This window comes from Saccharothrix sp. 6-C, from assembly GCF_016695385.1.
Classification (GTDB): Bacteria; Actinomycetota; Actinomycetes; order Mycobacteriales; family Pseudonocardiaceae; genus Actinosynnema; species Actinosynnema texasense.
Map to the genome: position 1 here is coordinate 2666004 of NZ_CP064192.1, position 11773 is coordinate 2677776.

The following is an 11773-nucleotide window of genomic DNA, read 5'->3' on the forward strand; positions in this document are numbered from 1 at the left end:
ATTGGCCGGCATGATCTTCGGGATCGCGGCGCTCGTGCCCGCCCTGTTCTTCGTGGTCGGCGTCGTCCGGGACCGGCGGCGCCTCGGCAACGCCGTGTGGCTCGGCGTGACGCTGGTGCTCCTGCTGCTGTGGCTGGTGTTCCGGGCCTCGGCGACGGGCGGGTGGGCCGCCGTTGCCGTCGGCTACGCGTTCGTGGCCCTGCTGCTGGGTCTTGGTTTCGTGCTGCCGAGCGCGCTGGTCGCCAACGGCGTGCTGATGCTGCGCCGCGAGGGTCTCGGCCTGGCGAACCTGCTCTCGTTGCTCGCCGGGCTCGCGATCTTCGGCCTGGTGGTCGCGTTCGGGTTCGCCACCGCGCACACCGGGCCGGTGGTCGACGCGGTGATCGGGTCGCTGCTGATCGTCTCGGCCTACGTCGCGTTCCTGTTCGTCAGCCTGCTGCTGTACTCGATCGTGTACGGCAGCGTGGGCCGCCGCACGGGGTTCGACGCGATCGTCGTGCTCGGCGCGGGCCTGATCGGCGACCGGGTGCCGCCGCTGCTGGCCGCCCGGCTGGACCGCGGCCTGCACCTGTACCGCCGGGAGGTGGCCGCGGGCCGCACGCCGCTGCTCGTCGTCTCCGGCGGGCAGGGCCCGGGTGAGGCGGTGTCCGAGGCGGCGGCGATGCGCGAGTACCTGCTGCGCCGGGACGTGCCGGACGGGCTGATCGTCCTGGAGGACCGCGCGACGACGACCGAGCAGAACCTGGAGTACAGCGCGAAGCTCCTCGCCGACCGGGAGTGGACCGGCCGCGCGGTCGCGGTGACCAACAACTTCCACGTCTTCCGCGCCGCCGTGCTGGCCCGGCGGCTGCGGCTGCGCATGCAGATCATCGGCGCGCCGACGGCGTGGTACTTCCTGCCCAGCGCGTTCCTGCGGGAGTTCGCCGCCCTGCTGGCGCAGAACCCGGTCGTGCACACCGTCACGTGCGGCCTGCTGGTCGGCCTGCACCTGCTGCTGACCCTGTCCTGATCCGAGCGGGGCCGTGCCGCCGGAGGTGGCGGCCGGGGAGGTTCGCGTCGGCGTGCGTGCGGGGTCGTCAGCGGAGGTGGTCGGCGAACCAGGAGACGATCAGCCCGATGGTGGCGGCGAGCCCTTCCCGGGCCCACTCGTGCCCGACGCCGGGGTGCAGCACGAGCCGCGTCGGTTTGCCCAGCTCACGCAGCCTGCCGTACATCCGCTCGGACTCCGCCGGGTCGACGTTGGCGTCGTTCTCGCCGTGCATCAGCAGCACCGGCGCGGTGAGCCGGTGCGCGTTGCGGAGCGGGCTGCGCTCGGTGAGGACGGCCACGTCCACCGGGTCGTCGGGATCGCCGATCCAGTCCACCGCCCGCTTGCGCCAGGTCGGCGGGAACCCCTCGATGTCGCTGAGCAGGTCCGACGGCCCGCACTCGCTCACCCCGGCCCGCCACAGGTGCGGCAACCTGGTCAGGCACGACAGCGCGGCGAACCCGCCGTACGACGCGCCGTGCACCCCCAGCCGCGTCGGGTCCGCCCACGGCACGTCGTCCAGCAGCCGCGCCGACGCCTCCAGGTCGGCCAGGTCCCCGCCGCCCCAGTCGCGGTAGATCAGCCGCTGGTAGCGCAGCCCGTAGCCGGACGAGCCGCGGAAGTTCGGCGCCAGCACGCCGATGCCCCGCGCCAGCAGCGACTGCACCAGCGGGTCGAACACCGGCTTCGCCTGGTACTCGGGTCCACCGTGGACGCTCACCACCACCGGCGTCGCCCGGTCCGCGCCCGCCGACGGCGGCCGGTACAGCAGGCACGGCACGGTTTCGCCGTCGGCGCTGGTCGCGTGGACGAGCGTCGGCGGCACGACCGCGTCCGGCAACCGCGCGCCGCAGTCGGTGAGCTGCCGGGCCTCGCCGCGCGGCAGGTCCGCCAGGAACAGGTCGGTCGCGCCGTCCGGCCGGCCGAGCTGCACCAGCAGCTCCCCGGACGCGGTGAACCGCGGCGCGAAGCCGTCGAGGCCGAACTCGGTGACCGCGACACCGCGCGGCAGCCCGGTCACGTCGGCCGGCGGGCCGCCGACCTCCGCCCACCGCAGCCGGGTGTACCCGTCCTCGTTGAGGCCCCACGCCAGCCGCGTGCCGTCCGGTGAGAGGGCGCCGCCCTCCACGTCGGCCTCGGGGGTGTCGAGCCAGGTCAGCTCACCGTCCAGGGACAGCGTGGCGAGACCGAGGAAGTCCCGGCCCCGGGTGGTGCACAGGTAGACGCCGGACGAGTCGGGCAGCCACGCGAAGGGGTGGTACTTCGCCGGGCCGTCGTGCGGGGTGAGCAGCCGGACCTCGCCGGTGGCGAGGTCGCACGCGAACAGGTCCTGCTCGGTGTTCTGGTGCAGCCGCAGCACGAGCAGCAGCCGCGCGTCGGGGGAGAAGCCGATCGGCAGGTAGCGGTCGTCGCCGGGCAGCACGATCCGCTCGTCGCCGGTGCGCAGGTCGCGCACCAGCACGTCGAACACCTCGCGGTCCCGGGCGTTGGACGCGTAGGCGAGCAGCGCGCCGTCCGGGCTGTAGGGCCGCCCGTTGCTGCCGTGCGGCGTGCCGATCTCGCACCGCACCCCGTCCTCGGCGACCAGCCACCGCACCTCGCCCGTCCCGGGGTCGACCTCGGCCAGCCGGTGGTCCTCGCCGCCGTCCGGGTCGGTCAGCACCAGCAGCCGCGTCCCGTCGGGCCGCCAGACGCACCGGCGGACCGACCCGGCCACCTCCACGTGACGAGGGGGCCCGTCCAGGGTCGACACCCACGGCTGCGGCCGGCCGGAGGCGTCGCTGATGTACACCAGGCCCCGGCCGTCCGGGCTGGGCTCCGCGCCGGTCAGCCACTCGAAGTCGGTCCAGCCCGCCGTCCCGTCGAGCGCCTCGTCCACCTGCCGCGCCGGTCCGTCCACGCCGCCCCCCAGTGATTTCAGATTGTGCAATCGATGTCAGTGAACCAAATCACCGGTGAGGGCGGCAAGACGGGGGTGGGCTAGCCTCTGCGGCGTGCCGGCCCCGTCTGACCACCCCGCCCGCGACGCCACGGTCGAGGAGCTCAAGGCGCTCGCACACCCGTTGCGCTGGCGCATCCTGCGGTTGTGCTGGGACCGGGCGTTGACGAACAAGGAGCTGGCGGACCGGCTCGGCATCGCCCCGGCGACCGTGCTGCGGCACGTGCGGGCACTGGTGAAGCAGGACTTCCTGACCGCCGACCCGGTGCGCAGCGGCGCGCGCGGCGCGCTGGAACGGCCGTACCGGTCGACCGGCCGCACGTGGCGGCTCGGGTTGGTCGACGTCGAGGGCGAGGGCCTGGTCCAGCTGGTGGACCTGGCGATGCTCGCCGCGCACCGGGCCGAGGTGCTCGAAGCCGGGCCGGACGCCTACCGGGACACCGCGCGGGGCGTGCTGCGCCTCGGCGCGCGGTCGCAGGCGGAGCTCAACGCCCGGATGATCGCCCTGATCACCGAGTTCGTGGAGCGCGACGAGGCCGACGGCGAGCCGTTGAGCTACTTGTGGTCGCTGGTGGCGCGGTCGCAACCGTGAGCACCGGCTGCCCGATCGGGCGATGGGTGTCCCCTTTCGAGTGACCACATTGGACTGCGCGGGGTGGCTTCGTCTGCCTTGGTGGCAGTCCACTGGGGGCATCGGTGGATTTTCACGTCATTCTGGGGGGGAATGCGATGAAACCAGTGATTCGTGCGTCCGTCGCGCTGTCGGCGCTGCTGTTCGCCGTGATCGGCGCGGCACCGGCGGTGGCGGCGCAGGCGGCCCCGACCGGCGCGGTGTCGGGGCAGGGCGTCGGGCCCGCGGTCGCCGTGGCGGCGCCGGCGGTGCGGCACTTCTACAACGTGCGCTTCCAGCGGTGCCTGGACGCGGACACGAACACCGGCGGCAACGGCGGCAGGGTGCAGTTGTGGGACTGCGGTCCCTGGAACCAGCAGGACTGGGAGGTCCGGCCGGACGGCTCCATCTACAACGTGCGCTTCCAGCGCTGCCTGGACGCGGACACCAACACCGGCGGCAACGGCGGGATCGTGCAGCTGTGGGACTGCGGCCCGTGGAACCAGCAGCAGTGGGTCCTCCGCGACGACGGCTCCGTGTACAACGTGCGCTTCCAGCGGTGCCTCGACGCGGACACCAACACCGGCGGCAACGGGGGCAAGGTGCAGTTGTGGGACTGCGGCCCGTGGAACCAGCAGTGGTGGGAGAACCGGGCCGGCTGAGCCGGGCGGGCCGAGCCCGGGTCGGGTTCGGCTGAGTCAGGTTCGGCCGGGTCGGGAGCGGTGCCGTGCCCGCCTCTCCGGGGGCGGGCACGGTGCGGGCGGGCGGGTGTTCTGCCCGAGCAGCACGCCGGACAGCACGAGCACCAGCCCCAGCGCCTGGTGCGCGCCCAGCGACTCACCCGCCGACAGCAGGCCGAGCACGACCCCGGTGACCGGGTTGAGCAGGCCGATCAGCCCCACCGTCCCGGCGTCCAGGTGCCTGAGGCCGCTGAACCAGGCGATGAACGCGACCGCGGTGGCGACCACCGACACGAACGCGAAACCGGGCAGGGTGGCGCCGGTGAGCGGCGGGGGAGCGCCCTCGACCACGAGCGCCGGTCCGACGAGCACCGCGCCACCCGCGACGAGCTGCCACGACGTCACCGACAGCACGTCCGCGCCCGCCCCAGCGCTTGGTGAGGATGTGCCCGAACGCGGACATCGCCATCGCGGCGACCGACACGAGCACCCCGAGCGGGTCGACGGCGTCCACGCCCGAGGCGAGCATGAGCACCACGCCCGCGACGCCCGTGAGCGCGCCGAGGACCGTCCGACCGCGGGGTCGCTCACCGAGCAGGGGCCACGCCAGGGCGATCATCGCGACCGGTGAGGTCGCCATGATCGTCGAGGCCAGGCTGGTCGGCAGCAGCTGCGCGGCGAGGTAGACGAGGGTGAAGAACACGCCCATGTTCACCGTGCCGAGCACGAGCGACCGCCACCACCACGCGCCGCGCGGACGTCTGCGGCACAGGAGGAGCAGCAGCACGCCGGCGGGGAGCGCGCGCAGCACCGCGCCCCACAGCGGGTGGTCGGCGGGCAGGAAGTGGCGGGTGACGTAGTACGTCGAGCCCCACGCGACCGGGGCGATCGCGGTGACCAGGCCCCACCGGATAGTTTCCACGGAAGACACTATAGCTTCCACGGAAGCTATAGTGTGGTGGCATGGAACTCGACCGCGTGGCCCGGATCCAGGCCGAATGGGCTCGGGAACGCCCGGACCTCGACGTCACGCCCCAGGGCGTCATCGGCAGGCTGCACCGCCTCGCGGCCGTGCTGACCGAGCAGCTCGCCGTCGTGTACCGGCGGCACGGGCTGGGCGAGGGCGAGTTCGACGTGCTGGCCGCGTTGCGCCGGGCGGGCGCCCCGTACGAGCGCGCACCGGGCGAACTGGCCCAGCACACGATGGTGACCACGGGCGCGATCACCAAGCGCATCGACCGGCTGGAACGGGACGGCCTGGTGACCCGCAGGCCGGGGCGGGACGACGCCAGGCGGCGGGTGGTCGCGCTCACCGAGGCGGGCAAGCAGGTGATCGACCAGGCGTTCACCGAGCACATGGCCAACGAGCGGCGGCTGCTCGACGCCCTCGACGCCGACGACGCCGGGCGGTTGGAGCAGATCCTCACCACGTGGCTGGCCCGGTTCGAACCGCCCCGCTGACCCGCGCTGACCCGCCGGCGTGGTGAGCGTCGTTTGCCCGCACGCGCGTCGGGTAGTCGGACGGCAACCGAAGTGGGTTTCCGCGAGGCGACAGGAGTCGACATGTCCAGACCCGGAACAGCGACGACACGCACACCGGTCCAACTGGCGGCGACGGTGGTGGGCGCGGTGTTCCTCGTGGTCGGGATCGCCGGGTTCATCCCCGGCATCACCACCGACTACGACACGATGCAGTTCGCGGGCCACGAGTCGCACGCCAAGCTGCTCGGCGTGTTCGCCGTGTCGATCCTGCACAACATCGTGCACCTGGCGTTCGGCGTCCTCGGCCTGGTGATGGCCCGGACGATGCGCAACGCGTTCCTGTACCTCGTCGCGGGTGGCGTCGTCTACCTGCTGCTGTGGTTGTACGGGCTGATCGTCGACCACGACAGCTCGGCCAACTTCGTGCCGCTGAACACCGCCGACAACTGGCTGCACCTGCTGCTCGGCATCGGCATGATCGCGCTCGGCTTCGCGCTGGGTCGAACGGCTCGGCCGAACCGGGTCGCCGGGAACGGGTGAGCCCGGACGAGTGAGGCAGGACGGGCGAGTCGGGAGGCGACGGCGGTGGGGTCGGAGTCGGCGTTCGGGTCCGGGTTCGGGGACACGCCGACTCGGGGCCTCCAGCGGTACGTGCGAGCCGTCGCGGTCGAGGTGGGGTCGGCGAGCGGGTGTTGGCGCGCCGACCCCGGTCCGCCCGCGACGGCGTACCTGCCGGTGCACGGGAACCTGCCGTCGTTCCCGGACCGCGACCTCGCCCTGCTGTGGGACGAGGAGTACGGCTGGGCCGCCGCCGTCCGACCCCGACCGGCCGAGGCCCCGGTGGTGATCACCTACCGGGGCGGCGACGTGCTGCCGCCCGCGCCGGAGGTGGCCGCGTACGTGGCGGCGTTGCGGCGCGGCGACCACCCGGGCGACCCGAGGCCCATCCGGTTGCGCGCGTACGGCACACCGGACGACCTGACCGACCGCCTGCGTGCCTATCGGCCGTGACGCTCACCGACGCTCGTCGACCCGGTGTGACACCCGGATCGACGAGCGTGGCCGCGTGGGCGACGAGAGGTCGGGGGTCAGCCGTCGCTGATCGACGCTTCCAAGGTCTCCGGGCGGCCGGTGGCCTGGCGGTACACGTGGACCGTCTCGATGGCGATCCTGGTCGTGCTGAACCTCGCCTCGACGCGGTCGGTGGCGGCGATCCCGTAGGCGTCGCGGCGGGCATCGTCGGACAGCAGGGGGCGCAGCGCACGGGCCAGCACCCGCGGGTCGTTCGGCGGCACGAGCAGGCCGGTGACACCGTCCACGACCGTGTCCGTCGAACCGCCGACGCTCGCGGCCACCACCGGCACGCCGCACGCCATCGCCTCGAGCGGGGTGACGGCGGCGCAGCCCGACCCGGCGCAGACCACCACGTCGGCGGACCGCAGCAGCGCGGGCATCGCCACCTGCGGCACGCGACCGACCAACCGGACCCGGTCACCGACGCCCGACGACCGCGCGTGCTCGCGCAACCTGCGCACCTCCTCGGCCCGCCCGCCCACGACCACCAACTCGGTGTCCCACACCGATCGCAACGCCGTGATCACGTCCTCGGCGCCACCCGAAGGCGACACCAGCCGGTGCGGCAGCGGCCGGTTCAGCCGAGGACCGTCCGGCTTGAACCGCTCCACGTCCACCCCCGGCGGCACCACGGCCACCCGCGCCCGCGGCACACCCATGTGCACCAGCTGCGTCTTCTCCTCCGTGCACTGGGCCACGATCCGGCTCGCCTCACGCCCGATCAGCCGCTCGGTGGACAGCCGGGCCTCCGGCACGCCCTCGTCACCCGCCTGCTGCGCCGTCACGCCCAGCGATTGGAACGTCTGCACCACCGGCACGTCCAGACCGTTGGCGGCCAACACCGACGCCACCCCCGACGTCCAGTAGTGGGCGTGCACGACGTCCGGCGGGTCGGCCCGCCACTGCGACCGCAGGAACCGGGTGAACTCGTCCAGGTGAGGCAGTAGTTCGTCCGGGTGAACCGGGCTCGGCGGCCCGGCGGCGACGTGCACCACGTCGTAACCGAACCGGGTGCGCACCACATCGGGTGAGCGAGGGGAGTCACGTCGGGTGTGCACCACGACGTCGTGCCCGGCCGCCACCAATGCCGCCGAAAGATCGGCGACCTGAACGTCCTGACCGCCCTCTTCGGCGTCTCCGAGAACGGGCAGCGGGTTCGCATGCGCCGAGACGACCGCGATCCTCATGGGGGGTTCCTCCAGCCGGCGAAATGGCTCGCGCGAGACCAAGGCTGTCGTCTCAACCCGGTTCGCACGCTACAAGCAATGTCCGACTCCTGCCACTCAGCGAGACCGCGCCCGGGCGCCAGGCGGTTTGTCCGGCGGTCCGTCCGTGGTTCATCCGGTGGATTGTCCGGCGGTGTGGTCGGCTTGGTGGGTTGACGGCCCGGATGGCGGGTACCGCACAGGGCGACCGACCGACCGAGGAGGGTCCATGGCCACCGGTGAGACCGGATTCGACGACGTCAGCTACGACCTGATCTCCGTGCAGTACCACGCGCTCAAGGCGGGCCACGACTACGGCCAGTACGTGCGGGACGCGGAGAACGCGGGCAAGCAGGAGATCGCCGCCTTCTTCCGCCGCGTGATGGAAGAGGACTCCGCGCGCGCCAAGCAGTGCCACGAGTTCTTGAAGGAGCTGACCGGGAGCGCCGACGCGGGCCCGGCGATGACGTGAACCGACTCGACCGGCCGGTCGAGTCGGGCAGTCGTGCCGTGCGGGTAGTCACGCCGTGCGGGTAGTCGTGCTGTCCGACACCCACGGGCCCCGGCGGTGGAAGTCGTGCCCTCCGCGAGTGGCGGAACACCTGCGCCACGCGGATGTCATCCTGCACGCGGGGGACGTCTGCGTGGCGTCCGTGCTGGACGAGCTGGCCCAGTACGCGCCGGTGATCGCCGTGCGCGGCAACAACGACGGGCCCGACGTGGCCGAGTGGGGCGCGCCCGAGACGGTCGAACCGGACCTCGCCGGCCTGCGCGTGGCGATGATCCACGACAGCGGCCAGGCGGTCGGACGCGCGGCCCGCATGCGCCGCCGGTTCCCGGAGGCCGACCTGGTGGTGTTCGGCCACTCCCACATCCCGATGGACGTCACCGGCGAAGGCCCGGGCGGTGTGCGCGTGTTCAACCCGGGCTCACCCACCGACCGCCGCCGGCAGCCGCACGGGACGGTCGGGTTGCTCGACGTCGTGGAGGGCGAGCTGGTGTCGGCGCGGATCGTGCCGGTGACGTGAGGCGAGGTGAGGGGTCGGGGGCTCGATTCGACATGGGCCCTTACGGGCACCCCGCCTATGGCACCCGAACCCGGTAAAATCGGGCCCGGCGGGTTGGTTTCGGTCCGATGGGGTGGATTTTCGAGGTTTCGCTCACTCGACCGGGCGAAGAATGCAACCGAAGACAACCTGAATCGCATTTCTCACGTTAGCCGGGAAAAACGGCGGCCGGCGGCGACCACCGGTGGGCAGGCCCTCGGATTCGAGGGTCCGAAGGGCGAGGAGAGGGCAGGAGGATCGGGGAGAGGTCAGCGGAGAGGTCAGCGGAGCGTGATCAGGTAGCGGCGCAGGCGGCCGAGGTCGGTGGACTGGACGCCGTCGAAGGCGCCGCCGTTGCGCTCGATCGTCTTCACAGACGCGGTGTTGTGGTCTTCGCAGACCAGCAGCACCTCGGTCAGGCCGAGCGAGCCCGCCTCGACCAGCATGCGGCCCAAGGCCCAGGTGGCCAGGCCCCGCCCCCGAGCGGACGGGCGGATGCCGTAGCCGAGGTGGCCGAAGGCCCGCACGTGGTCGGCGGGACCGAGCCGCAGCGCGATGCCACCGAGCACGCGGTCGCCCTCGACGATCCAGCGGCACACCGAGCCGGGCCCGTCGGTGAGGCGCGCCACCCAGGCGGCGAAGCCCGGGGCTGAGTCGACCTCGTCGGACGGGTGCAGGCCGAAGCCGTCCTCGTGGACGCCCGGCCCCCAGTCGTCCCGGGCCGCCAACCAGGCGTGGTGGAGGCGGGTGGTGGGTGCGATCAGGGCCGGTTCGGCGCGGGGGTCGTCGGTCAAGACCCGGTCCGGGCGATGAGCATTCCGCCGGGCACCTCGTCGTCCGGGCCCAGGAGGACCTGCGCCTCGATGGTGAAGCCCGCGTCCCGCAGCCGGCCGGCCACCCGCTCGACCGGACGCCGGTGGACGTGCAGCGACATCGGGTGGCCGCCGTAGCCCTCGGTCTTGAGGCGGACGCGGTCGCCCACGTGGAAGCCCAGCATGACGACGCCGCCGGGCCGGAGCACGCGCCGGAAGTGGGTGAGGACGGTCGGCACCTCGTGGTCCGGGACGTGGATGATCGAGTAGAACGCCAGCACCCCGCCGACCGAGTCGTCGGCCAGGGCGAGGTCGGTCATCGAGCCGACGTGGAACCGCAGGTCGGGGTACTGCCGGGCGGCGAGTTCGACCATCCGGGGTGAGAGGTCGACGCCGAATGCGTCCAAGCCCAGCCCGTGGAGGTGGGACGTGATGAGGCCCGGTCCGCAGCCGATGTCGGCGACGGGGCCGCCGACGTCGCGGGCGGCCTCGGCGAACAGGGCCAGGACGCCGCGCAGGAGCGGGGACCCGGCCAGTGCCTCGCGCGTGAAGTCGAGGTAGCTGTCGGCCACCGTGTCGTAGGAAGCCCTGGTGTCGGTCAGCCAGTCGTCTGCGCTCACGGTGGTGAAGGTAACGCCACCCGTGCCACCCGACTCCTCGGCCACCGGGCGACCGGAAGTGGGTGGGAGGAGAGGATGGGGGAGGCGGGGTGACGTTCGGCTTCGGGAGTGGCGGCGGTGGGTGTCTCGTGAGCGGTCGGGTCGGGTTGGGGACCATCGTCCGCGAGTGGGGGCGGATCGGGTGCGTCGGGTTCGGTGGGCCGCCCGCGCACATCGCGTTGTTGCGCGACCTGTGCGTGACGCGGCGGGGGTGGCTGTCGGACCGCGAGTTCGAGGACGGCGTCGCGGTCACTAACCTGTTGCCCGGGCCCGCTTCCACGCAGCTCGCGATCCTGTGCGCGTGGCGGTTGCGCGGTGCGGTCGGGGCGGTGGTCGGCGGGGTGTGCTTCATCGTGCCGGGCCTGCTGGTGATCCTGGCGCTGGCGGTGCTGTTCCTGGCCGACGACGCGCCCGCGTGGGTGACGGGCGCGGCGGCGGGGGCGGGGGCGGCGGTGCCCGCGGTGGCGTTGCACGCGGCGTGGGGGTTGATCCCCGGCAGCCACCGCAGGGTCGGCGCGGCACGGGTGGCGCGGGCGCGGTGGGGGTTGTACCTGCTGGTGGGGGCGGTGGCGGCGGCGGTGACCGGGCCGTGGCTGGTGCTCGTGCTCGTCACCGCCGGGCTGGTGGAGGTCGCGGTGCGCGCGCCCGGCCGGGCGGCGAACTGGCCGGTGGTGCTGGCCCTGCCCGCGGCGGGCGGCGGGTTGGGCGCGGTGGCGTGGGTGGCGGCGAAGGTCGGCGCGCTGTCGTACGGCGGCGGTTTCGTGATCATCCCGTTGATGCGGCAGGACGCCGTTCACACCTATGGGTGGATGACGGACGCGCAGTTCCTCAACGCGGTGGCGCTCGGGCAGATCACGCCGGGACCGGTCGTGCAGACGGTCGCGGTCGTCGGGTACGCCGCCGCCGGGCTCGGCGGCGGGCTGCTGGCCGCGTTCGTGGCGTTCGCGCCGTCGTTCGTGATGGTCATCGCGGGCGGGCCGAGGTTGTCGCGCCTGCGGGAGGACGGCCGGGCCCAGGCGTTCCTCACCGGCGCGGGCGCCGCGGCCATCGGGGCGATCGCGGGCTCCGCGGTGCCGCTGGCCTGGTCGCTGCACGAGCCGTGGCAGTTCGTCCTGCTCGGCCTCGCCGCGCTGTGGCTGCTGGCGCTGCGCCGGGGCGTGGTGAGCGCGCTGGTCGCCGCGGGCGTCGTCGGCGCCCTGGTCCCGCTGCTCTGAGCGGGCCCGGGGCGCCGACGACCCG

General features: G+C 73.3%; 15 protein-coding genes and 1 pseudogene. 10 read left to right on the top strand and 6 right to left on the bottom strand.

Annotated features, from left to right (window positions below; all coding sequences use genetic code 11):
- The first annotated feature begins 10 nt into the window (after positions 1-10).
- Positions 11-1009, top strand: coding sequence for a YdcF family protein (locus IOD16_RS12070; RefSeq protein WP_201440108.1), 999 nt, complete (start codon positions 11-13; stop codon positions 1007-1009).
- A 67-nt stretch (positions 1010-1076) separates the two neighbouring features.
- Here IOD16_RS12070 and IOD16_RS12075 read toward each other — a convergent pair whose 3' ends face one another.
- Complete coding sequence (locus IOD16_RS12075) at positions 1077-2927, bottom strand: S9 family peptidase (RefSeq protein ID WP_201440109.1); 1851 nt, start codon at positions 2925-2927, stop codon at positions 1077-1079.
- A 94-nt stretch (positions 2928-3021) separates the two neighbouring features.
- Here IOD16_RS12075 and IOD16_RS12080 point away from each other — a divergent pair, with 94 nt between their 5' ends.
- Positions 3022-3558, top strand: coding sequence for an ArsR/SmtB family transcription factor (locus IOD16_RS12080; RefSeq protein WP_201440110.1), 537 nt, complete (start codon positions 3022-3024; stop codon positions 3556-3558).
- A 146-nt stretch (positions 3559-3704) separates the two neighbouring features.
- Positions 3705-4238 carry an RICIN domain-containing protein gene (locus IOD16_RS12085; protein WP_201440111.1) on the top strand — a complete coding sequence of 178 codons (534 nt, stop codon included), beginning with the start codon at positions 3705-3707 and terminating at the stop codon, positions 4236-4238.
- 36 nt (positions 4239-4274) lie between these two features.
- Here the strand turns inward: IOD16_RS12085 and IOD16_RS40130 are convergent, their stop codons facing one another.
- Positions 4275-4661: a DMT family transporter gene (locus IOD16_RS40130; protein ID WP_236594925.1), complete on the bottom strand. Its 387-nt coding sequence runs from the start codon at positions 4659-4661 to the stop codon at positions 4275-4277.
- Positions 4662-4699: 38 nt separating this feature from the next.
- On the opposite strand from IOD16_RS40130, the gene IOD16_RS40135 reads away from it, so the two are divergent.
- Positions 4700-4942, top strand: coding sequence for a hypothetical protein (locus IOD16_RS40135; RefSeq protein ID WP_236595289.1), 243 nt, complete (start codon positions 4700-4702; stop codon positions 4940-4942).
- Here the strand turns inward: IOD16_RS40135 and IOD16_RS40140 are convergent.
- Positions 4840-5199 (bottom strand): annotated as a pseudogene (locus tag IOD16_RS40140) (EamA family transporter); the annotation flags it as partial. The gene IOD16_RS40135 and the pseudogene IOD16_RS40140 overlap by 103 nt on opposite strands.
- A 20-nt stretch (positions 5200-5219) precedes the next feature.
- Here IOD16_RS40140 and IOD16_RS12095 point away from each other — a divergent pair.
- From IOD16_RS12095 to IOD16_RS12105, 3 genes are all read left to right on the top strand, one after another.
- Positions 5220-5717 (top strand): MarR family winged helix-turn-helix transcriptional regulator, encoded by a 498-nt coding sequence (locus IOD16_RS12095; protein WP_201440112.1) that lies wholly within the window; start codon positions 5220-5222, stop codon positions 5715-5717.
- Between the two features lie 102 nt (positions 5718-5819).
- The gene (locus IOD16_RS12100; protein WP_123742158.1) at positions 5820-6278 is read left to right on the top strand and encodes a DUF4383 domain-containing protein; all 459 of its coding nucleotides are present in this window, start codon (positions 5820-5822) and stop codon (positions 6276-6278) included.
- A gap of 45 nt (positions 6279-6323) precedes the next feature.
- Entirely contained in the window at positions 6324-6749 is a 426-nt protein-coding gene (locus IOD16_RS12105; RefSeq protein ID WP_201440113.1) for a DUF6292 family protein, read from the top strand.
- A 77-nt stretch (positions 6750-6826) separates the two neighbouring features.
- On the opposite strand, the gene IOD16_RS12110 is transcribed toward IOD16_RS12105, so the two are convergent.
- Complete coding sequence (locus IOD16_RS12110) at positions 6827-7999, bottom strand: glycosyltransferase (protein WP_201440114.1); 1173 nt, start codon at positions 7997-7999, stop codon at positions 6827-6829.
- Positions 8000-8246: 247 nt separating this feature from the next.
- Here IOD16_RS12110 and IOD16_RS12115 point away from each other — a divergent pair, with 247 nt between their 5' ends.
- On the top strand, positions 8247-8489 hold the full coding sequence (locus IOD16_RS12115; RefSeq protein ID WP_201440115.1) for an acyl carrier protein: 243 nt from the start codon (positions 8247-8249) through the stop codon (positions 8487-8489).
- A gap of 67 nt (positions 8490-8556) precedes the next feature.
- Complete coding sequence (locus tag IOD16_RS12120) at positions 8557-9045, top strand: metallophosphoesterase family protein (RefSeq protein ID WP_268957733.1); 489 nt, start codon at positions 8557-8559, stop codon at positions 9043-9045.
- 299 nt (positions 9046-9344) lie between these two features.
- On the opposite strand, the gene IOD16_RS12125 is transcribed toward IOD16_RS12120, so the two are convergent.
- Positions 9345-9857: a GNAT family N-acetyltransferase gene (locus IOD16_RS12125; protein WP_201440117.1), complete on the bottom strand. Its 513-nt coding sequence runs from the start codon at positions 9855-9857 to the stop codon at positions 9345-9347.
- Positions 9854-10495, bottom strand: coding sequence for a class I SAM-dependent DNA methyltransferase (locus IOD16_RS12130; protein WP_201440118.1), 642 nt, complete (start codon positions 10493-10495; stop codon positions 9854-9856). Before IOD16_RS12130 ends, IOD16_RS12125 begins: the two co-directional genes overlap by 4 nt.
- Positions 10496-10623: 128 nt before the next feature.
- Between IOD16_RS12130 and chrA the strand changes: the two genes are divergently transcribed.
- Positions 10624-11748, top strand: a complete 1125-nt coding sequence (chrA, locus tag IOD16_RS12135) for a chromate efflux transporter (RefSeq protein ID WP_201440119.1) — start codon at positions 10624-10626, stop codon at positions 11746-11748.
- The last annotated feature ends 25 nt before the right edge of the window (positions 11749-11773 follow it).

Coding starts and splice junctions, on each gene's coding strand:
- IOD16_RS12070 (WP_201440108.1), top strand. CDS start 11: ATGATCTTCGGGATCGCGGCGCTCGTGCCCGCCCTGTTCTTCGTGGTC.
- IOD16_RS40135 (WP_236595289.1), top strand. CDS start 4,700: ATGTGCCCGAACGCGGACATCGCCATCGCGGCGACCGACACGAGCACC.
- IOD16_RS12095 (WP_201440112.1), top strand. CDS start 5,220: ATGGAACTCGACCGCGTGGCCCGGATCCAGGCCGAATGGGCTCGGGAA.
- IOD16_RS12100 (WP_123742158.1), top strand. CDS start 5,820: ATGTCCAGACCCGGAACAGCGACGACACGCACACCGGTCCAACTGGCG.
- IOD16_RS12110 (WP_201440114.1), bottom strand. CDS start 7,999: ATGAGGATCGCGGTCGTCTCGGCGCATGCGAACCCGCTGCCCGTTCTC.
- IOD16_RS12115 (WP_201440115.1), top strand. CDS start 8,247: ATGGCCACCGGTGAGACCGGATTCGACGACGTCAGCTACGACCTGATC.